The organism is Cryobacterium sp. TMT1-2-2, from assembly GCF_004403505.1.
GTDB classification, from domain to species: Bacteria; Actinomycetota; Actinomycetes; order Actinomycetales; family Microbacteriaceae; genus Cryobacterium; species Cryobacterium flavum.
The window spans coordinates 1-20,897 of the sequence record NZ_SOGS01000003.1 but is presented as its reverse complement, the minus strand read 5'-3'; the positions used below and the strand labels follow the sequence as shown (position 1 = coordinate 20,897).

Annotated in this window: 17 protein-coding genes and 1 pseudogene; 7 read left to right on the top strand and 11 right to left on the bottom strand. The window is 67.4% G+C overall.

Annotation, left to right across the window (positions count from 1 at the left end; translation table 11 throughout):
• Positions 1-195: 195 nt before the first annotated feature.
• On the bottom strand, positions 196-483 hold the full coding sequence (locus tag E3T35_RS02295) for a DUF3073 domain-containing protein (protein WP_092338049.1): 288 nt from the start codon (positions 481-483) through the stop codon (positions 196-198).
• A gap of 152 nt (positions 484-635) precedes the next feature.
• Here E3T35_RS02295 and E3T35_RS02290 point away from each other — a divergent pair, with 152 nt between their 5' ends.
• Positions 636-1,721, top strand: coding sequence for an NAD(P)-binding domain-containing protein (locus tag E3T35_RS02290; protein WP_092338047.1), 1,086 nt, complete (start codon positions 636-638; stop codon positions 1,719-1,721).
• Between the two features lie 6 nt (positions 1,722-1,727).
• On the opposite strand, the gene E3T35_RS02285 is transcribed toward E3T35_RS02290, so the two are convergent.
• The 4 genes from E3T35_RS02285 to E3T35_RS02270 all read right to left on the bottom strand — a co-directional run bounded on the left by E3T35_RS02285 (position 1,728) and on the right by E3T35_RS02270 (position 6,448).
• Positions 1,728-3,869: an APC family permease gene (locus tag E3T35_RS02285; RefSeq protein WP_370449292.1), complete on the bottom strand. Its 2,142-nt coding sequence runs from the start codon at positions 3,867-3,869 to the stop codon at positions 1,728-1,730.
• Positions 3,870-3,939: 70 nt separating this feature from the next.
• On the bottom strand, positions 3,940-4,680 hold the full coding sequence (locus E3T35_RS19665; protein WP_241987594.1) for a PadR family transcriptional regulator: 741 nt from the start codon (positions 4,678-4,680) through the stop codon (positions 3,940-3,942).
• The gene (locus tag E3T35_RS02275; RefSeq protein WP_134377767.1) at positions 4,677-5,567 is read right to left on the bottom strand and encodes a DUF4097 family beta strand repeat-containing protein; all 891 of its coding nucleotides are present in this window, start codon (positions 5,565-5,567) and stop codon (positions 4,677-4,679) included. Before E3T35_RS02275 ends, E3T35_RS19665 begins: the two co-directional genes overlap by 4 nt.
• Before the next feature lie 86 nt (positions 5,568-5,653).
• The gene (locus E3T35_RS02270; RefSeq protein ID WP_134377766.1) at positions 5,654-6,448 is read right to left on the bottom strand and encodes a CPBP family intramembrane glutamic endopeptidase; all 795 of its coding nucleotides are present in this window, start codon (positions 6,446-6,448) and stop codon (positions 5,654-5,656) included.
• A gap of 111 nt (positions 6,449-6,559) precedes the next feature.
• Here E3T35_RS02270 and E3T35_RS02265 point away from each other — a divergent pair, with 111 nt between their 5' ends.
• Positions 6,560-7,726: a M20/M25/M40 family metallo-hydrolase gene (locus E3T35_RS02265; RefSeq protein ID WP_134343883.1), complete on the top strand. Its 1,167-nt coding sequence runs from the start codon at positions 6,560-6,562 to the stop codon at positions 7,724-7,726.
• Here the strand turns inward: E3T35_RS02265 and E3T35_RS02260 are convergent.
• Both E3T35_RS02260 and E3T35_RS02250 read right to left on the bottom strand, forming a co-directional pair.
• Positions 7,713-8,171, bottom strand: coding sequence for a pyridoxamine 5-phosphate oxidase (locus E3T35_RS02260; protein ID WP_134377765.1), 459 nt, complete (start codon positions 8,169-8,171; stop codon positions 7,713-7,715). The genes E3T35_RS02265 and E3T35_RS02260 overlap by 14 nt on opposite strands.
• A 262-nt stretch (positions 8,172-8,433) precedes the next feature.
• Positions 8,434-9,051 carry a YitT family protein gene (locus E3T35_RS02250; RefSeq protein WP_134343881.1) on the bottom strand — a complete coding sequence of 206 codons (618 nt, stop codon included), beginning with the start codon at positions 9,049-9,051 and terminating at the stop codon, positions 8,434-8,436.
• Positions 9,052-9,114: 63 nt separating this feature from the next.
• On the opposite strand from E3T35_RS02250, the gene E3T35_RS02245 reads away from it, so the two are divergent.
• Both E3T35_RS02245 and E3T35_RS02240 read left to right on the top strand, forming a co-directional pair.
• On the top strand, positions 9,115-10,575 hold the full coding sequence (locus tag E3T35_RS02245) for a PLP-dependent aminotransferase family protein (RefSeq protein ID WP_134343880.1): 1,461 nt from the start codon (positions 9,115-9,117) through the stop codon (positions 10,573-10,575).
• A 26-nt stretch (positions 10,576-10,601) separates the two neighbouring features.
• Positions 10,602-13,799 (top strand): efflux RND transporter permease subunit, encoded by a 3,198-nt coding sequence (locus tag E3T35_RS02240; protein ID WP_134377764.1) that lies wholly within the window; start codon positions 10,602-10,604, stop codon positions 13,797-13,799.
• A gap of 149 nt (positions 13,800-13,948) precedes the next feature.
• On the opposite strand, the gene E3T35_RS02235 is transcribed toward E3T35_RS02240, so the two are convergent.
• Together E3T35_RS02235 and hutH are read right to left on the bottom strand one after the other, a co-directional pair.
• A complete protein-coding gene (locus E3T35_RS02235; protein WP_241988704.1) occupies positions 13,949-15,604 on the bottom strand; it encodes a peptidoglycan DD-metalloendopeptidase family protein in 1,656 nt (551 codons plus the stop codon).
• Positions 15,605-15,740: 136 nt separating this feature from the next.
• Positions 15,741-17,324 (bottom strand): histidine ammonia-lyase, encoded by a 1,584-nt coding sequence (gene hutH, locus E3T35_RS02230; RefSeq protein ID WP_134377763.1) that lies wholly within the window; start codon positions 17,322-17,324, stop codon positions 15,741-15,743.
• Between the two features lie 98 nt (positions 17,325-17,422).
• Between hutH and E3T35_RS02225 the strand changes: the two genes are divergently transcribed.
• Positions 17,423-18,190: an IclR family transcriptional regulator gene (locus E3T35_RS02225; RefSeq protein ID WP_134343877.1), complete on the top strand. Its 768-nt coding sequence runs from the start codon at positions 17,423-17,425 to the stop codon at positions 18,188-18,190.
• Between the two features lie 136 nt (positions 18,191-18,326).
• Here the strand turns inward: E3T35_RS02225 and ykgO are convergent, their stop codons facing one another.
• On the bottom strand, positions 18,327-18,449 hold the full coding sequence (ykgO, locus tag E3T35_RS02220) for a type B 50S ribosomal protein L36 (RefSeq protein WP_092338025.1): 123 nt from the start codon (positions 18,447-18,449) through the stop codon (positions 18,327-18,329).
• A gap of 54 nt (positions 18,450-18,503) precedes the next feature.
• Between ykgO and E3T35_RS02215 the strand changes: the two genes are divergently transcribed.
• Complete coding sequence (locus E3T35_RS02215) at positions 18,504-19,580, top strand: GTP-binding protein (protein ID WP_134377762.1); 1,077 nt, start codon at positions 18,504-18,506, stop codon at positions 19,578-19,580.
• 1 nt (position 19,581) lies between these two features.
• On the opposite strand, the gene E3T35_RS02210 is transcribed toward E3T35_RS02215, so the two are convergent.
• Positions 19,582-20,043: a GNAT family N-acetyltransferase gene (locus E3T35_RS02210; protein ID WP_134377761.1), complete on the bottom strand. Its 462-nt coding sequence runs from the start codon at positions 20,041-20,043 to the stop codon at positions 19,582-19,584.
• Positions 20,044-20,303: 260 nt separating this feature from the next.
• Between E3T35_RS02210 and E3T35_RS02205 the strand changes: the two are divergent.
• Positions 20,304-20,897 (top strand): annotated as a pseudogene (locus tag E3T35_RS02205) (ATP-dependent helicase); the annotation flags it as partial.

Here is a 20,897-nt window from a genome sequence, read left to right as displayed (position 1 = left end):
CCGGTAGCGCCCGGCGCGGCCGGTTGGTGCACGCGCTGCAGCGGTCTGACTGCGCGCGTGGCGGGCCAGGCGCGCAAGCAGTGAACGGTTGCGCGACCCGTGATCAATGAATCGTGGCGACTACGAGTCGCGGCAGCGCGAGCGGATGCTGCGAACGGCTGCTGCGAGCGGATGCTGCGAACGACGGGGGCGGCGTCAGGCGCGCTTCTTCTCGTCTTCGGTGGCGTAGTGGTCGACGTAACGGTCATCGTCACCGTCGGGATCGTCGTCATCGTCAGCGGAATCAGCGGTGCCAGCGTCAGCGGACTTCTTGGCCTTGTCCGCTTCGTACTCCGGCCACTTGGCGAGATCCTCGTCGAGACGCGGGTCGGACGGATGCCCGGTGAGCTCGCGTTCGAGCGCGTTGTAGTTGGTATCCGGGCTGAAATACTTCAGCTCCCGAGCTACCTTGGTGTGCTTTGCTTTTTGACGGCCGCGCCCCATGCGTGACCCCCTTACGATGCCAGGCCGAGCGAGTCGCGAGACCCTCGGGATTTGCCGAACGGAATGTGTAAAAACTAGAGTTTAGTTTAGCATGATGGGCCTTGCGCCCCGCGGACGCCGTTCGCAAGGCTAATCCGTAGGAATGGGGCGATATGACGGGCACTGTCAGCATGCCCATCGTCATCATCGGCGCCGGCCAGGCCGGACTCTCCGTGGGTTTCTACCTGCGCCGGTTCGAGCTCGTGGCCGGCCGGGACTTCATCATCTTCGACCGCGGACCGGGCACCGGCGGTGCCTGGCAGCACCGCTGGCAGGCCCTGCAACTCGGGTCGGCGCACCGCGTCAACGATCTTCCCGGCATGAAAGACCTCGGCCTGAGCTTTGACACGGCCGACCGAAATCTGCCCGCCCGCGACGTCGTCAGCGACTACTACCGCGACTATGAGCAGCACTACGAGCTGAACGTGGTGCGCCCGGTCACCGTGACCAGCGTGGCACCGCTGCAGTCCGACCTGGTCGTAGCCACGAGCTCACCCCTCTTCGGCGACCAGAAGACTAACGCGCGCATGATCGTCAACGCGACCGGCACCTGGGGAGCGCCGTTCGTGCCGCACTACCCGGGCGCGAGCACGTTTGAGGGAACGCAGGTACACACCGCGAGCTATGTCTCGAGTGAGGCGTTCGCCGGCCAGCGGGTGATCGTGGTGGGCGGCGGCACGTCGGCGATCGGCTTTCTGCTCGAGCTCGAGGGGGTGGCCAGCGACCTGACCTGGGCGTCACGTCGCCCGATCGACTTCAGTCACACCGACGAGCTCGCCGAGGTGACCGCCGTCGCGGCCGTGATGCAACAGGATCGTGCGGCCCGTGCCGGCAAGGCCCTCCCGAGCATCGTCAGCGGCACCGGAGTGCCGGTCACCCGCCGCATCGCGGCCGGCATCGACCGTGGGCTGCTCGTGGCCCGGCCCATGTTTGCGAGCATCGAACCGACCGGGGTGCGCTGGAGCGACGGAACCTTCACCGAGGCCGACGCGATCGTCTGGGCATCCGGTTTTCGGCCGGAGCTGCGGCACCTGGCCCCGCTCAAACTACGGGAAAAGGCCGGCGGAGTCTCGGTTGGTTCCGGTGCGTCCTGGACCGATTCGCGCATCTTCTTCGCCGGGTACGGCCCGCAAGCCAGCACGGTCGGCGCCAACCGAGCCGGACGCATCATTGCACGCCAGATCATGGCCAAGCTGTAGCAGCCGTTATTTGCGCTTGCGCCGACGGGATGCCGAGGGTCGCGACTGCGGCGGAACGGTTCCGCTGGTCGTGGTCGACTTGGTCGCAGTGTCGATCGCTCCGTTTGGCGGTGCGAGCGGCCGGCGGGAAACCGGGCGCGAACGTACCGGCTCGCCGCGACGGTCCTGACCGGGAATGGGGCGTGATCTGCGGCCGTAGATGAGCTCGGAGGAGTCGAGCAGCCACGGCACGAGGGCGATCGTGACGCCGTGCACGAGCATCAGCTTCTGGCGCAGGCGGCGAGCCTTGTGGTTGTGCAGCAGGCCCTCCCACCAGTGGCCGACGATGTAGATGGGGGTGTACACGGTGATGACTTCGGAGCCGTGATCGTCGCGGCGGCCACGAATGTAGTTGATCAGCGGCCAGCTGATGTCGCGGTAGGGCGAGGCGACGATGCGCAGCGGAACCTGGATGTTCTGCTTCACCCAGGCGCGTTTGAGCTCTTTGGTCTCAATGGTGTCGATCGAGACGTGCACAGCCTCGAGGCTCACATGCCGCGCGGCGATGGCGTAGTCGAGTGCTTTGAGCACCGGCTTCTGCATCTTGCCGACGAGCACGATGGCGTGGTCGCCCTGCGAGCCGAAGGTGGTGATCGGGTCGACCTCGATCTCCTTGGCGACGTCGCGGTAGTACCGGTTGACGCCCATCATGAGAAAGAACAGCACCGGCATCATGACGAACACGAGCCAGGCGCCGTGGGTGAACTTGGTGACGGTGACGACGATGAGCACCACACCGGTCAGGGCGGCACCAAAACCGTTGATCGACAGGCTCAGGATGATCGAGCCCCGGTTCGGCGGGTTCTTCTTCAGCAGTTTCAGCCAGTGCCGCACCATGCCGGTCTGGCCGAGCGTGAACGAGACGAACACGCCGATGATGTACAGCTGGATCAGTACGGTGAGGTTGGCCCGGTAGACCACCATGATCACGCAGGCCGCGAGGGCCAGCAGCACCACGCCGTTCGAGTAGATTAGGCGGTCGCCGCGGGTGCTGAGCGACTTCGGCGCATAGGAGTCGCGGGCGAGCACTGATCCGAGCAGCGGAAAGCCGTTGAAAGCCGTGTTCGCAGCGAGCAACAGCACGGCCGCTGTGGCCGCCTGCAGCACGAAGAACATGATGGAGAAGTCGCCGAACGTTGCCGCGGCGACCTGGGCGATCAGGCTGCGCTGCGGAGCTGTGGCGCACTCGGCCCAGCCGATCAGGTCGCAGGCGCGCTCCGCGTAGTGCACCTGGGAAATGAGCGCGAGGGTCGTTAGCCCGACGAACAGCACGATGGCGATACCGCCCATGAGGGTGAGCGTGCGCTGGGCGTTCTTGACCTTGGGGTGTTTGAAGGCGGGCACGCCGTTGGCGATGGCTTCGACGCCGGTGAGGGCGGAGCATCCGCTCGCGAAGGAACGCAGCAGAAGCAAGATGAAAGCGGCCTGCGCGAGGTTCTCGCCCTTCACGTCATAGCCGGCCGATTCGGCCACCGGCGCATCGCCGAGCAGCGCGCGAACCAGGCCGACGACGATCATGAGCAGTACGCTGCCGATGAACAGGTAGGTCGGAACGGCGAAGGCCTTGCTTGACTCCCGTACGCCGCGCAGGTTGGCTGCCGCGAGCAGGATAATGAACACGACGGCGAGTTCGACGCGCAGGGGGGCCAGCGCGGGTATCGCCGAGATGATGTTGTCCACACCACTGGCAACCGACACGACCACGGTCATCACGTAGTCCACCAGCAGAGCGGATGCGACGACCAGGCCGGCCTTCTCGCCCAGGTTCTTGTGCGCGACTTCGTAGTCGCCGCCGCCCGAGGGGTAGGCCTTGATCAGCTGGCGATAGGAGGCGACGACAACGACGAGCAGCACGACGACGACCGCGGCAACCCAGGGCGCGAAGCTCAGAAAGGCGAGCCCGCCGAGGGTCAGGATCATGAGGAGTTCTTGCGGCGCGTAGGCCACGCTCGACAGTGGGTCGCTCGCGAAGATGGGGAGGGCGAGGTGTTTGGGTAGCAGTTGGCCGTCCAAATGCTCGGTTGGGAGCGGATCGCCGATGATCCACCGCTTGGGTGAACGGCTTTCCGGTACTGGGGCGTTCGCCTCGGGTATCACGAGGGACGACACTACACCTACGACGGCCCCTGTCAAATCCGCCTCTGTTCTTGGGCGATTCCTGGGGCCGTCGTCGGCGCTGCTAGGGGTGGAGGGTGGCGAGGATGCTTGCGCGCACGTCGGCCAGCTGCCGACGAAGCGACGGCACAGTTTGCGACGGGATATTGGAGTGGGCGGCCTGCGTTCGGAGGTCCGTGCGCAGCTGCTGCCGGAACTCGTTCAGCACCATGTCGGCTTCGTTCAGGGCGCGGCGGGAGTCCAGGCGAGCAGACGTGTCCTCGTTCGGGGAGGTCGGGGTCGGTGATGTGGGCGGTCCGTCGGGCGACGTTGGGGCCGCGGACGGGGGCGTGGGGGCCTCCCAGGTGGACGAGCCCGTGGGGTCCCACGATTCCGGCGTGCCGTCGTAGCCGCGCGGGGCCGAGGGCGACGACGCGTCGCGCGCCTGCCGGGCGGCCGAGGCGAGGTCAGCCCGCAGGGTCTTCATGGCGGAGTTGACTCCGGTGCGCACCTGGTCGGCCAGACGCCGCACCGAGTCGGTCACCTCGTCTTCGATTGCGCCGAGTTCACCTTCGCGGGCGAGCAGTTCGGCGCGGCCGGCGTCGGTGATCTCGTAGACGGTCTTGCGGCCATCCGCTTGCTTGGTGACGAGGCCCTCCTCCTCGAGCTTGGCCAGCCGCGGGTAGATCGTGCCGGCGCTCGGGCTGTAGGTGCCGCCGAAGCGGTCGCTGAGTGCCTGGATCAGCTCGTAGCCGTGCCGGGGTCGCTCGGCCAGCAGGCTCAGCAGGTATAGGCGCAGGCTGCCGTGGGCGAACATGGCACTCATGCCGGGTCCTGGGGCGATTGGGCGGGAGAGTGGGCCGCGGCGGGCGCTGCGGCATCCGCTTGCGTGGTCGATGCGGGGCTCGTGATCTCGCTGCGCACGACCGAGATGTCGCCGGACACCGAGTTGGAGCGCACGTCGACCCAGCTGCCGTCGAGGGCGCCGGTGGAGCCCTCGTAGCCCTTGCCGAACGCGGTGCGCACGGTGTGGTCGTCGAGCTGCAGCGTGCCGGAGAGGGTGTTCAGGTGGTAGCGCGCGGCGACGCCCGGCTCGAGCCGCACGGTGAGGTTGCCGCTGACCGAGTTCGTGACGATCTGGTCTGGCGTGCCGGTGACGTCGAGGAACACGTTGCTCGAGACCCCGTCGAGCGTGAACTGACGGATGCTGCCGCTCGCCGTGATATCGCCGGATACCGTGTGCACGGTCAGCGCTCCCACGTGATTGCGCACGGAGATCTCGCCGTTCACCGCGTTGAGTTCGAGGTCGCCCTGCACGTCGTCGATGACGAGATCGCCGGACACTGTGCTGAGTTTGGCGTCATTGCGGAGGCCGGAGACGAGGGCGTCGGCCGAGACCACGCCGAAGCGCAGCGCGACGTCGCGGGGAACCGAGATGCTCACCTCGGCGCGTGCGGTACCGCGGAACGAGGCGAAGACCTCGATGAAGTTGTCCCAGCGCAGCTGCGGGTGGTCGATCTCGAGGCGGTCGCCGTCCATCGAGATCTTCAGGTCTTTGCCGGTGACGCCGTGCACTTCAATGCGAGCGCCGGGTTCGTCATGGCCGATGATGTCGACCGTGCCGGCGATGAGGCCGACCTTGAGCTTGCGCACCAGTTCGACATCGATAATCTTGGTCTGCCCGGGGGCGACCAGCCATTTTTCCAGTGACACTGGGTTGTCCTTTCAGAGGTAAACTCGCGCTATATCGCGTGTTCTAGAAGACACGATATATCGCGTTCCTGAGAGGCGCAAGAGGGTCAGTACAGAAAAATGTTCAACCAGTCGCGATTGTGAGCGTGCACGAGCACGAGGAACACCACGACGTCGAACAGAAGGTGTACACAGACCACGTAGGTCAGTGACCGGGTGCGGGCAAACGTATAGCCCTGCAGCAGCGCGAACGGCACGGTGAGCAGCGGCCCCCAACTCTGATATCCGAGCTCCCAGAGAAACGACGAGAAGATCACCGCCTGCAGAATATTGGCCTGCCAGTCGGCAAAATGCCGTCGCAGCAGGGCGAAGGCGATGCAGATGAAGAACAGTTCATCCCAGATGCCCACGAAGCCCACGCCCACGAACAGTCGCGCGATCTCATCGGGCGTGGTTACCGCCGGCCAATTCTGGTACGCGCCGCTTCCGATGAAGTAGCTCGGCAGAATCAAGTACCCGAGCAACACCACGATCGGCAGGTACGCCTTCTCGAGGGTGGTCCAGCGCTGCCCGGTGCGAATCGGAAACCGAATCGCGTGATCCTTGAAGTAGTACCGCGAGAGGAGGTACGGCACGAGCACCGAGAGACTCAGGACGGTGCCCATCAACGCGATGTTCGGGTAGCTGATGTTCGCCTCGACCGAGATCGAGCTGATGATGCCGAGACCCACGGCAATGAGCAACAGGTCGCGAAACAGAGCCCGGTTGATCAGAAAGGCGAGCACGAGGGCTGCGGCGAGCACAAAGTAGCCGGCAAGCGGCATCCTCACGGCAAACAACAGCACAGCGGATGCGCTCACCAGCGCCGCCGGAATCAGCCCCCACCGCGATGTTGTGCCCATGCTGCACCCTACCCAGCGCACGTCCCAGTTCCGCGAGAGCGGAAAAAGTGTTGCAGCAGCCCCCGGAAGCAGCGATTTTCCCGCTCTCGCGAGAGGGCCTAGATTCGAAGGATGTCCCGCTTACCCTCCGAGAGCGACCCGGTCGCGATTTTGCAGCAGCTCGTGCGCATCGATTCGGTCAACCCCGACCTCGTGCCGGGAGCCGCCGGGGAGGCCCGGATCGCGGCTTGGTGCGGCCAGTGGCTGCGCCAGCAGGGTTTCGAGGTCACCATGCTGGAGCAGACCCCCGGGCGTCCGTCGGTCGTCGGCGTCAAGCGCGGCACCGGAACCGGCCGCTCGATCATGCTCAACGCCCACCTCGACACGGTCGGCGTCGCGACCTACGCCGGCGACCCGTTCAGCGGCGAGCTCCGGGACGGCCGGGTGCACGGGCGCGGGGCCGTCGACACCAAGAGCGGACTCGCAGCGATTCTTGTGGGGGCGGCGCGGGCATCCGCCGGCGAGTTGGCCGGCGATGTGATCGTGACGCTGGTCGCCGACGAGGAATTCGGCAGCATCGGCACCGAGGAGGTGCTGCGCACAGTGAGCGCCGACGCCGCCCTGGTGATCGAGCCGAGCAGCCTTGAACTCACTACCGCCCACCGCGGCTTCGCCTGGTTCGAACTCGAACTGACCGGCTTGGCCGCACACGGCTCGCAGCCCGAGCTGGGCGTCGACGCCATCTGGCACGCGGGCCTCGCGCTCGGCGCCCTCAACGGCCTGCGGCAGCGACTTCACGCGGAACCGGCCCACCCCACGCTCGGCCACGGCGCCGTGCGGGTGTCGAAGATCGCCGGCGGCGACGATGCGGCCACGGTCGCGGCCCGCTGTGTGCTGACCCTGGAACGACGGATGCTGCCGGGCCAGTCCCCGGAGCAGGTCGAGTCCGAGCTGCGCGCGCTGTTCACTGCTTTGGCAGTGGAGGAGCCGAAGTTTCAGTTCACGCTGACTCGGCTGGTGGCGCGGGCGGCATTCGAGGCCGAGCCGCACTGGCCTATTGTTCGGGCGCTGACCGGCAACGCCAGGCGGGTGCTCGGGCACCCAGCGGTGACGCGTGGCGAACCGTTCTGGACCGATGCCGGGCTCATTCTCGAAGCCGGAATTCCCTGCGTCGTGTTCGGCGCCGCCGGCGAAGGCCTGCACGCCGATACCGAGTGGGCCGACGCCGAGTCGGTGCGGGCGCTCGCGAAGATTCTCGAGGGCACGATCACCGAGTTCTGCGGGCCTACAGCCGGCTGATTCGCTGCCACGCCCGGCCCTCGTGCCAGGACTCGATAATCAGATGCGTGTTGTCGGGATCGATGTAGGTGAGCACGACCTCGTGCACCCGCAGCTCGAAACTCGAAGACCCCGGCGGATCGGCCGGGTTGGGCTCTTTGGTTACCAGCACGCCGGCCAGTTTCGCGTCGCCGGCCCAGTCCGACGGCTGACCTGCCGGGGGTTCCAGGGTGGGCGAGTGGATGGCCACCCGCCGGTCGCGCAGCACGTCGTGCAGCTTCTGCGAATCGGGCATCATGCCCAGGGTGATGCGCTCGGGCTCGAACACGAGCTCGGTGCCGCTGATGCGCGGGGAGCCGTCCCGGCGCAGGGAGGCCATCGTCTTGTTGGTGCCGGCGTCGAAAATTGCGCGAACCCTTGAAGCGAATTGCGGCGCATCCGCTTGAACTTCCTGCCACGTTGCCATGCCATAAACGGTACTCCGGGGCACCGACACTGAAACATGACATTGCCGCTTGACCTTGACGCCAGGCAGCCGCGGCGCGGGGCATCGACCCGGCTGGTGACGAGGCGCAAGGATTGGCCAAGCGGCAGTTCGAGTGGTTGCGCGGCATTCCGGGGACGCCGGGTGGGTCACCCGCTCCTCGCTCAGAACTCACAACCCCGCAGGAAACCCAACCGCCTCGCTCCTTGCTCCGTAAGATTGCTCGGGCTCGGGCTCGGGCGGGCTAGGGAGTAGGGGCGAGGATCGGCTGGGCGGTGGAGGTGGCGGGCCGTTTGATCGCGAACAACGGCAGCGTGCGCTGGCAGAGGGGACCGATCAGCACGGCGAACAGCGCGGTGCCGATTCCCACGTTGCCGCCCAGCGCCCAGCCGATGCCGAGCACGGTCACCTCGATACCGGTACGCACGATCCAGATCTTCCAGCCGGTGCGCTTGTGCAGACCGGTCATCAGGCCGTCTCGCGGGCCGGGGCCGAAGTGTGCCCCGATGTAGAGGCCGGTGGCGACGGCAATCATCATCAGGCCGGCGGCGAACAAGAGCACCCGCAGCCACAGGTCGAGGTCGGCCGGAATGAGCCACAGGCCGACGTCGGCCGCCGGGCCCACGAGTACGGCGTTCAGCAGCGTTCCGGAGCCCGGCTTCTGGCGGATCGGAATCCACAGCACCAGAACGACCGCACTGGTCAGAATCGTGATCAGCCCGAAGCCCAGATGGGTGTGGTTGTCGATTCCCTGGGTGAGCACGTCCCAGGGGGCCACTCCGATGCCGCCACGCACGATCAGAGCAATGCCGATTCCGTAGAGGAAGAGGCCAATAAGCAGTTGCGTGATTCGACGTGTCATAGTTGCCAATCCAATTGCATAACTGGCCTGTTATCAAGATGCCAATCTGACTAAGGTGGCCTCATGAGCGAGAATCACCTGAGTGCTCGGGGCCTCGATACCCTGTTGGGCGAGTGGCGCGGCGGAGCGAGCGCGTATCGAGCCTTGAGCGATCGCATCCGCTTGCTGACCCTCGACGGGCGTATCCCCACCGACAGCCGGCTGCCGGCCGAACGTGATCTGAGCGAGCGCCTCGGTGTCAGTCGAACCACGGTGACGGCGGCCTATCGTGAGCTGCGCGACGCGGGCTACCTGCGCAGTGTGCGCGGGTCGGGCAGCGTCGTGCGGTTGCCGGGGACCGGCGCCCCCAGCCCCACTCCGGAAACGGACGGAATCCTGGACTTCAGCAAGGCCACGATGCCGGCGCTGCCCGGCCTGGCGGATGCCGCAGCGCACGGCGCCGCCGAGCTGCCGCGGCACCTGGGTGACTCCGGTTTCGACCCCGTGGGCATTCCCGAGTTGCGGGCTGCGATCGCCGACCGCTATACCGACCGCGGCCTGCCGACCGCGCCGGAGCAGATCATGGTGACCCTCGGCGCCCAGCACGCCATTGCCCTGCTCGCCCGCGTGCTCGTCGGCCGCGGAGACCGCGCCCTGATCGAATCACCGACGTATCCGCACGCGGGCGAGGCCCTGCGTGCGGCCGGCGCCCGTCTCGCCGCCGTGAACGTGTCGGCCGGCGGGCCGGGCGACGACCCGGGCACACTGGGCTGGGATGAAGCCGCCCTGCTGCAAACCCTTCAGCGCAGCAGCCCGGTCGTCGGCTATCTCATGCCCGACTTTCACAATCCCACCGGCCAGAGCATGCCGGCCGAGCAACGCGAACGGGTGGCCTCCGCCGCTGCGGACGCCTGCACAACCCTCATCATCGACGAGACCATCGCCGAACTTGACATTGACCGCGCTGGCGAGTTTCCGCCGTTCGCGGCCTGCACCGACATGCGGTCGGCACCGCGAGTGGTGAGTGTCGGCTCGGTGGGTAAAACTGTCTGGGGCGGCATGCGCATCGGCTGGATCCGCGCCGAACCGGCGCTCATTAGCAAGCTCGTGGCCGCTCGCTGCACCAATGACCTTGGCACCCCCATTCTCGAACAGCTCATCGTGACACGGCTGCTCGCCGACATGCCCGCCATCCTGGCCGGACGGCGTGAGCTGCTGCGCGTGGGCCGCGACCACCTGGAACGCCGACTGGCCGATATATTTCCCGACTGGCAGGTGCCGCACGTCGACGGCGGCATCACCGCCTGGGTCAACCTCGGCAGCCCCGTGAGTTCGCAGCTCGCACTCGCCGCGCGCAGCCACGGCCTGCTCGTGCCGGCTGGTCCGCGGTTCGGCCTCGATGGCGCCTTCGAGCGGTTCCTGCGACTGCCCTTCTCACACTCCGCCTCGGACACCGACCGGGCCGTCGACGCGCTTGAGGCGGCCTGGGGGTCGCTGCTGCGGCATCCGTTCACTGATACCGGGTACCTGGCCGAGGTAGTCTGACCCGCGCTCACTGGCATACTGAGCGGGTGCATTTTCTCGCGGTAGTGAGCATGAAAAATCGGGCGTTGATCGCCCTCATCACCATTGTGGCGGCCGTGTTCGGCAGCCTGGCCCTGACCGGGCTCAAACAGGAGCTGATTCCATCGCTGCAGCTGCCGCAGCTGCTCGTGTCGACGAGCTATCCGGGTGCGTCGCCGCAGGTGGTCAACGACGACGTATCGACCCCGATCGAGACGGCCATTCAGGGCCTGGTCGGCCTCGAAACGACGTCGACGACGAGCAGCACCAACTCCTCGCTGGTGAGCGCCACCTTCACCTACGGCACCGACCTGGTCAAGGCAGAATCCCGCATTGACCAGGCCATCAACCGCATCAAGAGCGTGCTGCCGGCCGACGTCGACCCGCAGGTGATCAGCGGCAGCATCGACGACTTTCCGGTGATATCGCTCGCGGTCGCCTCGAGCGATACCGTGGCGCTTGCCGACCAGCTGAAACGCAGCGTGCTCGGCGATATTCGCGACGTGGCCGGCGTGCGCGATGCCGCGCTGGTCGGCGATATCGGCCGCCGCGTCACGATCACGCCCAACGCCGATGAACTCGCCGCCCGCGGCTTCAGCACCCAAAACCTGCGCGATGCGCTGCAGCAGAACGGGTCGCTGATTCCGGCCGGCGCCATCACCGAGGGCGACACGACCCTGTCGGTGCAGGCCGGCGGCAAGCTCGGCTCGGTCGACGACATCACCGCGCTCCCGTTGATCGCTGGTTCCACCGGTCTCACCGGTGTAGCGGATGCCGCCCCCGCGACCATCGGCGACGTCGCCACGGTCGCGCTCGTCGAAAACCCGATCACGAGCATCTCCCGGGTGAACGGCGAACCCGCCCTCACCATCGCCGTCACCAAGGTTCCCGCTGCGAACACGGTCGACGTGTCGAAGGCGGTGCGCGCGATTGTGCCGCAGCTTGAAGCGGCGGTCGCGCCCGCGACGTTCACGGTCGTGTTCGACCAGGCGCCGTTCATTCAGCAGTCGATCGACGCGCTCACCCAGGAGGGCCTGCTCGGCCTCGGCTTCGCGGTGATCGTGATTTTACTGTTCCTGTTGTCGGTGCGGGCCACCCTCGTCACGGCCATCTCCATTCCGACCTCGGTCCTGATCACCTTTATCGGGTTGCAGAGCGTGGGCTATTCGCTCAATATCCTCACTCTCGGCGCGCTCACAATCGCCATCGGCCGGGTCGTCGACGACTCCATCGTGGTGATCGAGAACATCAAGCGGCACCTCGTGGCGGGTGCCGACCGCGCCGCCACGATCGTCTTCGCGGTGCGCGAAGTGGCCGGAGCGATCACCGCCTCGACCATCACGACGGTCACCGTCTTCCTGCCGATCTCCTTTGTCGGCGGGTCGACGGGCGAACTGTTTCGACCGTTCGCGCTCACCGTGACGATCGCCCTGCTGGCCTCACTGCTGGTGTCGCTCACCATCGTTCCCGTGCTCGCGTACTGGTTTCTGCGGGCGCCCAAGGCCGTCACGGCCGACCAAACCGCGCTCGCCGCCGAACCGGAGCCGGCGATTCTGGAGACCGGCGGGCACTCGCGGCACGCGGCCGCGGCATCCGCTTCGACCGGCATGGCACCAAACTTGCCAACGCGACTGTCGGCGGCGGCCGAGGCCGGCGAGAACCCGGGGCGGCTGCAGAAGGGCTATCTGCCGGTCATTCGGTTCACCCTTAAACACGCCGTCGCGACGCTTTTGCTCGCCGTGCTCGTGCTCGGCGGAACGGCGGCGCTCGTGCCGTTCATGAAGGTGAATTTTCTCGGGTCGACCGGGCAGGACACGTTCCGGGTGACCCAGACGCTGCCGGTGGGCAGCAGTCTGGCCGCGCAGGATGCGGCATCCGCCTCGGTCGAAAAAGCGCTGCGTGACCTGGACGGAATCGACATCGTGCAGCTCTCGATCGGCGGAGGAAGCGCCGCGAGCGCGTTCCGCGGCGGGGCGCCCACGTCGAGCGCGGTGACCTATTCGATCACCACCGCCGACGGCGCCAACGCCGATACGGTACAAAATCACGCGCGCACGGCCCTGGCCAAACTGGGCGACGTGGGCGAGATCTCGGTCGCCGCGGCGAGCGGTTTCGGGGCGTCCTCCGACATCGCCGTCGATATCACGGCCGCAACGGATGCCGACCTGCAGACCGCGACCACCGCCATTCTCAGCGCGGTACAGAAACTTGGTGCGATCAAGGAGAGCGCGAGCACCCTCGCCGCCTCGCTGCCGTATCTGGCCGTCACCATCGATCGGGAGGCGGCCGCCACGGCCGGTCTGAGCGAATTCGCTCTTGGAACGCTCGTGTCGCAGGCCATGCAGCCGAGCGCGATCGGATCGATCGTGATCGACGAGACCAACCTCACCGTCTACCTGTCGGCGCAATCGCCGCCGACGACTGCCGCCGATCTCGCGGCCCGGCAGATTCCCACGCGCACCGGAGCTGTGGCCCTGGATACCCTCGCGACAGTGGAACAAGTCGACGGTCCGAGCACGCTCACCACGGCGAAGGGGCTGCGCACGGCGACCGTATCGGCGACCCCCGCGAGCGATGACCTGGGCGCGGCGAACGCGCAGCTGGGCCAGATGCTCGCCGACACGGCGCTGCCGACCGGGGCAACCGCAACCCTCGGCGGGGTCAGCGCCGATCAGGCCGAAGCCTTTTCGCAGCTCGGCGTCGCGATGCTCGTGGCGATTCTCATCGTCTACATCGTGATGGTGGCGACGTTCCGCTCGCTACTGCAGCCGCTGCTGCTGCTCGTGTCGGTGCCGTTCGCGGCGACGGGGGCCATCGCACTGCAGGTCGTGACCGGCATTCCGCTGGGGGTGCCGTCGCTGATCGGCGTGCTCATGCTCATCGGAATCGTGGTCACCAACGCCATCGTGCTCGTTGACCTGGTCAACCAGTACCGTCGACGCGGCCTCTCGGTGCCCGACGCCCTCGTGGCCGGTGCCAGCCGACGGCTGCGGCCCATCCTGATGACCGCCCTGGCGACGATCTTCGCGCTGCTGCCGATGGCGATCGGCCTCACCGGCCACGGCGGATTCATCTCGCAGCCGCTCGCCCTCGTCGTCATCGGTGGTCTGGTGTCGTCGACGGTGCTGACGCTGATCGTGCTGCCGGTGCTCTACCTGCTGGTCGAGGGCACGCGCGAGCGGCGTTCGGTGCGTCGGGCCGCCTGAATTCGGTGCGAGAGGCCAACTTCGGCCCCTTGATTCTGGCATCTCGTGCGTTGAATGTGACCTGCCGCAGCGGATGGCCAATAGCGGCCCCCGAGGATCGGCTGCCGGTGACGCAGTCGCGGTGCAACCAGCACGACGTGCAGATGCCGTCAGCCTCCGAGCACGACGCCGCGAAGTAGGAAGAAGGGCTGCGGGTCGATGCGCACGCCGTCGACCCGCACCTCGACGTGGGTGTGGCAGCCGGTGGACAGACCGGTGCTGCCGACACGGCCGATTCGTTGGCCGGCGGCGACGGGATCACCGACAGTGACGAGCGTTTCACCGGTGGCGAGGTGGGCGTAGCCTGTCTGCACCCCCTCACCGTGGTCGATCAGGATCCAGTTGCCGTAACTTCCCACGGAGCCACTTGCGCGAACGATTCCGGCGGTGGCGGCGAAGACGGGCGCTCCGCAGCTCGCCCCGATGTCGCTGCCGTGGTGGAACGCGCCGACTCCGGGGAGCGGGCGAACCGGGCGCGGACCGTAGGCATCCGTGATGGGTCCGCGTGCCGGGTTGGCCCAGCCCTGGTCGCTCAGCTGCCCGACGTCGGTGCGCACGATCGGGCGCACGTCGATGGCGGCCAGGCTCGCGGCGGCGGTCGCGGCCTGCGTTGCTGCGGCGATCAGGTCGAGGCCGGCCCGCTCGAAGTCGCTCGTGGCCGCGTCGAGTGTGGCCTGGCTGGCGTCGACCGACACCGTGCTCGCGGCGGCGCGCGTCTCGGCATCTTGCTGGTTTAGCCGCTCTGCGCGCGCTGAGTCGGCCTCGGCGCGCGCCTGGATCGTCTCGATGTTCTCGCTGACGCGGTCCAGCTGGTCAAGGGTGCTGAGCTGATCGAGCACATTGCCCAGCGAATGCCCGCCGAGAAAGACGTCGGCGACGCCGGCACCGCTTTGTTGCTGGGCCAGCTTGCGCGCGAGGACCGCGAAGCTGCGCCGGGAGACGGCGGATTGCTGTGACGCCTCCAGCGCAAGGCGGTGCACGAGGGAAGCCCGACCGAGAGCGATCGACTGGCTCGCGCGTGTTGATTCCAGTTCGCGGCGCGCGGTGTCAAGGGCGACCTGCGCGGTCTGCGAGCGGGTCAGCGCGGTCGCCAATACTGCGGTTCGCTGAACGGTCAGTTCCTGGGCGGCGGAGCGCTCGGCAGCGACCCGTTCGGCGGCCGTCCGCTGCACCGCGAGTGCCTGGGCTGCGGCCGCGCGCGCCGTTGCCTGAGCGGATACCGTGGCCGCGGCTTGTGCCGCGGTTGCAGCAGTATCAATCGGTGTAACCGGGTTGGGGGCGACGGTTGGGTCGGGGGTCGGCTGCGGAGTTTCGGTCACCGGCGGGATGGGACCATCACTGGGTTCAGGAACGGGTGCCTCGGTCGGTGTTGGTGTGGATGTCGGCTCTGCGGTCGGTTCGGGGGTCTGTTCGGGGGTGGGCTCAGGGGTCGGCGCGACGGTCGGTTCAGGCGTGGGCTCCGGCGTCGGTGTCGACGCCGGAGTAGGCGCCGACACGGGGTCCGGCGCGGGCGCGGTTGGTTCAGGCGTGGGCGTGGGCACCGGCTCCGTCATGGCGCTCACGACGGGCGTCGGCGTGGCCGACGAGCCCGCTGGCAGGTCGTCGGCGCTGGCCGCGATCGGTGCGCCGAAGAGTACGAGGGCCGTGACAACGACCGCGGCGAGCGAGCCGTCGCGACGAACCAGCATCCGCTTGACAGTGGCCCGATGCCGCGGTTTCGCTCGCCCGAACCGCACGGTGCGTTGGCGCTTCGCGGGTGGCAACATTGCAGAACCTGATCCATTTCGGGTAATGGATTTACGCGGCTCGGGCGGGCCAGCGTGGCGCAAGTATGGCACGGCACCGCTGCGCTCACAACGGGGCAAATTCACCGTACAAGGTCGCTACAAGGTCGGTCGAGCGTTACACCAGTCCCGAGCCGGCAGCCAAGCGCACCGCGCCCGACGCCACGAGCGCCACGACCCTCTCAATTTCGGGGGAGAGAAAGCGGTCGTGCCCGGGGCCGGCGGCGACGGTGCGCACGAGGTCGCGCACCGCTCCGGTTGCCGCGGCGGGAGTGAGCGGTGCCCTCAGGTCGAGCGATCGGGCGGCGGTCATGATCTCGATCGCGAGCACCTGGCCGAGCCCGTCGAGCGAGCGGCGCAGCTTGCGGGCGGCGTGCCAGCCCATCGATACGTGGTCCTCCTGCATGGCCGACGACGGAATCGAGTCAACGGACGCCGGTGCAGCCAGCCGCTTCAACTCCGACACGATCCCGGCAGCGGTGTACTGGGCGATCATGAGTCCGGAGTCGACGCCAACTTCGTGCGCGAGAAACGGTGGCAGACCCTTGCTGCGGCTCGCGTCGAGGTGACGGTCGGTGCGGCGCTCACTCATGCTCGCGACATCCGCTGAGGCGATGGCGAGAAAGTCGAGCACATAGCCGAGCGGGGCGCCGTGAAAGTTACCGTTCGACATGACTCGCCCGCCGACGGTGACGACGGGGTTGTCGATGGCGCTGGCCAGTTCGCGGCCGGCCACGAGGGCGGCATGCGCGGCGGTGTCGCGCGCTGCACCGTGCACCTGTGGGGCGCAGCGCAGCGAGTAGGCGTCCTGCACCGACGTGTCTTCCGGGCCGGCGTGGCTGGCCAGCAGGCCTGAGCCGTGGAGCAGGCGGCGCAGATTCGCGGCACTGTCGGCCTGGCCGAGCTGGGGCCGCAGCTGCTGCAGATCGGCCGCGAAGACGGCATCCGTTCCAAGCAGTGCCTCCACGCTCATCGCCGCCGCGATATCGGCTGTCACGAGCAGGCGGGCGAGGTCGTCCAGGGCGAGCACGAGCATGCCGAGCATGCCGTCGGTGCCGTTGATCAGGGCGAGGCCCTCTTTTTCGGCGAGCACGACCGGCTCGATGCCGGCAGCTTTGAGGGCTTCGTCGCCGCCGAGCAGGGCGCCGGCCGCGTCGCGCGCCTGGCCTTCGCCCATCACGACGAGGGCGCAGTGGGCGAGTGGGGCGAGGTCGCCGGAGCAGCCGAGCGATCCATATTCGTGCACGACCGGGGTGATCTGGGCGTTCAACACGGCCGCGTAGGTCTCGGCGGTGGCCGGCCGCACGCCGGTGCGCCCGGTCATCAACGTCGAAAGCCGCAGCAGCATAAGGGCGCGCACGACCTCGCGTTCCACCTCCGGCCCGCTTCCGGCCGCGTGCGAGCGCACGAGGCTCGCCTGCAGCTGGGCGCGCCGGTCGGCGGTGATGAACGTCGTCGCGAGGGCCCCGAAGCCGGTGGAGATGCCGTAGTGCGGCTCGGTGTCAGCTGCGAGGGCGTCAATGATGGTGCGGGTCGCCCCGACCTGTTCCAGACTCGCCGGGTCGAGGGTGACGCGCGCATTGTGGCGGGCGACGGCGATCACGTCGGCGAACGAGAGCGCTCCGACTCCCACAACGATGCTCGACGCGGATGCCCCGCTCGGGTTGGTCCGGTCGGTTCTGGGCGTGGCTGCAAGGGTCATACTTCGATTGGACACCCTCGCGGGCCCGGGCAACAGGGCGATACGCTGGACGGTGTCCGGGATACCGGACATGAGCATCCGCTCTGAAAGGATTCGTGATGGCTTCGAAGGTTCCGGCCGCGCAGAGCACCCTGCGGGTTTTGACGCATCTCGCCGCCCAGCGCGGACCGATCCCCGCGGCAGCGCTGGCGACCGCCCTCGGCCTGCCGCGCTCGACCGTGTACCAGCTGCTCGACGTGCTCGTAGCGGAGGGGTTCGTCGTGCACCTGCCGGAAGAACACCGCTACGGGCTCGGCATCGCCGCCTTCGAACTGAGTTCGGGGTTCAGCCGGCAGGAACCGCTCTCCCGGCTCGGACGCCCGCTGATCGCCCAGCTCGTCGACCGGCTGGGGGAGAGCGCGCACCTCGTGGTGCTGCACGGGCGTGACGTGATCTACCTGGTCGAGGAACGCGCCGCGCACCGCCCGTCCCTCGTTTCCGACGTTGGGGTGCGGCTACCCGCCCACCTCACCGCCAGCGGACGCGCCCTGCTCGCGGCCCTGCCCGCCGCCCAGCTGCGCGCGCTCTATCCGAACCAGGCGGCGCTCGAACAGCGCGACGGCCGTGGCCCGCGCACGAGGCTCGAGCTGCGAGCGGTGCTCGACCGCGTCAAAACGGATGCCTATGCCACCGAAAACGGCGAGATCACGCCCGGCATCGCCTCCGTCGCGCTCGCCGTGCACGACCACGCCGGCTGGCCCGCCGCCGCCATTGCGGTGACCTTCGCGCAGGACCGGTTCGCACCCGGGGATTGGCCGGCGCTCGCCGAAACCGTGGCGGCGACGGCCGCGGAGCTGTCCCGTCGGATCGGTGGCCGGCCGCGCTGAGCCCGGCCTCGGTGAGGCCCCCTGCGGTGAGCCTGGCCGCGCTGAGCGTCGTGGCACGCCTCCAGGAAGTTGGCACGTGTTCAAACCAGTGCCAACTTCTCAAACACGTGCCGCGACCGCTGCGAGGGCCGCGCGGCTAGCCCTGGCGTGCTTTGGCGCGCGGATTGAGCTTGTTGATCACGAACGTGCGTCCGCGTCGCCGCACGATCTGCGAGCCCGGAACCGCCTTGAGCGCCTTGAGCGAATTGCGTACCTTCATAGTTCCCCGATTCAGATTTCTTATTGAGAACGAATATCAATTAGAGTAACAGGCATGCAGACAGAAACGTATCTTCGGGTGAATGTGGTGAGCGGCCTGGCCGGCGCGGGCAAGACGTCGGTGGCGCACAACCTCGGGCGCCAACCGTTCGCCCTGACCACATCGGCGTCCGACGCCCTGCGCACTGTGCTCATCGAAGCGGCCGACAGTGTTCCAACGGGCAGGGGCGAGGCATCCGCTCTCGACGTTTTCGTCGAGGCACCGACCGCGGTCGGGCCGCTCGAGATTGCCAGTTCCCTCGTCGAAACCGGTGACTCACCCGAGCGACTGGCCAACGGCCACGCCGTGCGTCTCGGCGACCTCATCACCGTGCTGGACGCCGAGCGATTCTGGGCCGACCTCCACCGCGAAACCCTCGCGCCGACTCCCGACGAACACGACGTGAACTATGGCCACGCCCACAACGACCCCGAGCGCACCGTCGGTGACCTGTTGATCGAACAGATCGAGTGGGCGAGTATCGTCGTGATCAACAAGACCGACCTCGTGCCCATGAGCGATTCCGCCGATATTCGCGATTTCGTGCGCCTACTGAACCCGGCCAGCCACATCGTGTTCGCCGAACACGGCCAGGGCAGTGCCGACGGCTGGCCCGTTCCGCGCCGCGACATGTTCGCCTGGCTGCAGCGCAGCCCGGGCTGGGTGCGCCAACTCAACGGCGACGCCCTACTCTCGCGCAGTCCGCAGGGGCTCACCTGTGTCGTTTACCGGGACGTGCGACCGTTCCACCCGGCGCGCCTGGCCGACTTCTTTCCGGACCGCGCCGAGGAGGCGGGCGAGATCCTGCGCTCCCGCGGACTGTTTCGTCTCGCCACGCGGCCCGCCACCGTCGGCTCCTGGAGCAGCGCCGGTCCCACCATCACCTTCGAACCCACCAGCATGGCGAGCCACGACCCCGAGTCCCCGCTCGGCCAGGAGATCGCCTTCTTCGGCCGCGACCTCGACGCGCGCCTGCTCAGTGCCAACCTTGACGACTGCCTGCTCACCGACGCCGAGTTTCTCGCCGGCCCCATGTTCTGGAACACACTGGCCGACCCGTTCCCGGCCTGGGTGCTCGAAGGTGCCGTCTGAGTCAGAGGCTCTTGGCGAAGCAGAGGCTGAGCTCTTCGCCGACATACGGGCCGAACAGGTCGATCTGCTCGTAGCCGCGACGACGGTAGAGCGCCACCGCCGCGTCCTGCAGCGTGCCGGTCTCCAACGCGAGCGAGCGGATGCCGCGGCCAGCGGCATCCGCTTCGATGCGGTCGAGCAGGCGGCCGGCCACACCGTGGCCCCGAGCCTCGGCGTGCACAAACAGTCGCTTCAGTTCGGCCGTGTCGGCGGAGTCCAGCGGAACCAGAGCCGCCATGCCGCAGGCAGCCCCGTGCGCATCGCGGGCCACATACACGGCGACGCCCGGACGCTCGAGTTCGTCAGTACTCAGTAGGAATGTGTTCTCCACGGGGTAGAGCGAGTATGCGAAGACGGTTCCGGCGGCCAGTAAGGCCTCGACGTCAGCCTGCCGGGGCTGCTCAATACTGATCGAAATGGTCATGTCATCAGAATAGAGCGAGACAATGTGCACACTTGCGCGTGACTTTTCCGGGTGTATCGGGTAGCGTAGACAAGTCGGCTCTTGACACCGCGCTGTGCGCGGATGGGTTTGTAAGTCAAGTTGGGCCGGTTTCCCAGTAATCCGCTGGTGAAAAATCACTGTATGTGAACGGCCCCGACCACAGATTGCTCGGGTTCTCAGTTACGTCGCATGTGCGATGTTGTTCTGCCATGTACTGAACACAACCCAGAGATATCTTTATGCCTCAAGGCAATTCGCACAACTCCACCGTCGGTCGTAATGGTAAGAACTTCGATCCCAAATACTCCAAGGGCGGATCGGGCCACGGCGGTTCCAACAACGCCGGCAGCAAGAGCCCCGGACACCGCGGCTACCGCGCTGACGAGGGAGCCCCCAAGAAGCAGCGCTGGAACGCGGACGAGCGCGCCGCGCGTTCGAACGAGCGCCCCTCGAGCGAGCGTCCGGCTTACGGCTCGCGTTCCGTTCGCCCCGAAAACGGTGGCCGTACCAACAGCGAGCGCAACGAGCGCCCTGCATACAACAACGACCGCCCCCGCACAGACCGTCCGTCGTATAACAACGACCGTCCGTCCTATAGCGACCGCAACAGTGCTCCGCGCACCGAGCGTCCCTCTTATGGTGACCGTGCCCCGCGCACCGATCGTCCGGCCTACAACAACGATCGTCCGGCCTATAACAACGACCGTCCGGCCCGCACGGAGCGTCCGTCCTATGGTGACCGTGCCCCGCGCACAGATCGCCCGGCCTACAACAACGACCGTCCGGCCCGCACGGAGCGTCCGTCCTATGGTGACCGTGCCCCGCGCAGCGAT

Coding starts and splice junctions, on each gene's coding strand:
- E3T35_RS02295 (WP_092338049.1), bottom strand. CDS start 483: ATGGGGCGCGGCCGTCAAAAAGCAAAGCACACCAAGGTAGCTCGGGAG.
- E3T35_RS02290 (WP_092338047.1), top strand. CDS start 636: ATGACGGGCACTGTCAGCATGCCCATCGTCATCATCGGCGCCGGCCAG.
- E3T35_RS19665 (WP_241987594.1), bottom strand. CDS start 4,680: ATGAGTGCCATGTTCGCCCACGGCAGCCTGCGCCTATACCTGCTGAGC.
- E3T35_RS02270 (WP_134377766.1), bottom strand. CDS start 6,448: ATGGGCACAACATCGCGGTGGGGGCTGATTCCGGCGGCGCTGGTGAGC.
- E3T35_RS02265 (WP_134343883.1), top strand. CDS start 6,560: ATGTCCCGCTTACCCTCCGAGAGCGACCCGGTCGCGATTTTGCAGCAG.
- E3T35_RS02260 (WP_134377765.1), bottom strand. CDS start 8,171: ATGGCAACGTGGCAGGAAGTTCAAGCGGATGCGCCGCAATTCGCTTCA.
- E3T35_RS02250 (WP_134343881.1), bottom strand. CDS start 9,051: ATGACACGTCGAATCACGCAACTGCTTATTGGCCTCTTCCTCTACGGA.
- E3T35_RS02245 (WP_134343880.1), top strand. CDS start 9,115: ATGAGCGAGAATCACCTGAGTGCTCGGGGCCTCGATACCCTGTTGGGC.
- E3T35_RS02235 (WP_241988704.1), bottom strand. CDS start 15,604: ATGTTGCCACCCGCGAAGCGCCAACGCACCGTGCGGTTCGGGCGAGCG.
- hutH (WP_134377763.1), bottom strand. CDS start 17,324: ATGACCCTTGCAGCCACGCCCAGAACCGACCGGACCAACCCGAGCGGG.
- E3T35_RS02225 (WP_134343877.1), top strand. CDS start 17,423: ATGGCTTCGAAGGTTCCGGCCGCGCAGAGCACCCTGCGGGTTTTGACG.
- ykgO (WP_092338025.1), bottom strand. CDS start 18,449: ATGAAGGTACGCAATTCGCTCAAGGCGCTCAAGGCGGTTCCGGGCTCG.
- E3T35_RS02215 (WP_134377762.1), top strand. CDS start 18,504: ATGCAGACAGAAACGTATCTTCGGGTGAATGTGGTGAGCGGCCTGGCC.
- E3T35_RS02210 (WP_134377761.1), bottom strand. CDS start 20,043: ATGACCATTTCGATCAGTATTGAGCAGCCCCGGCAGGCTGACGTCGAG.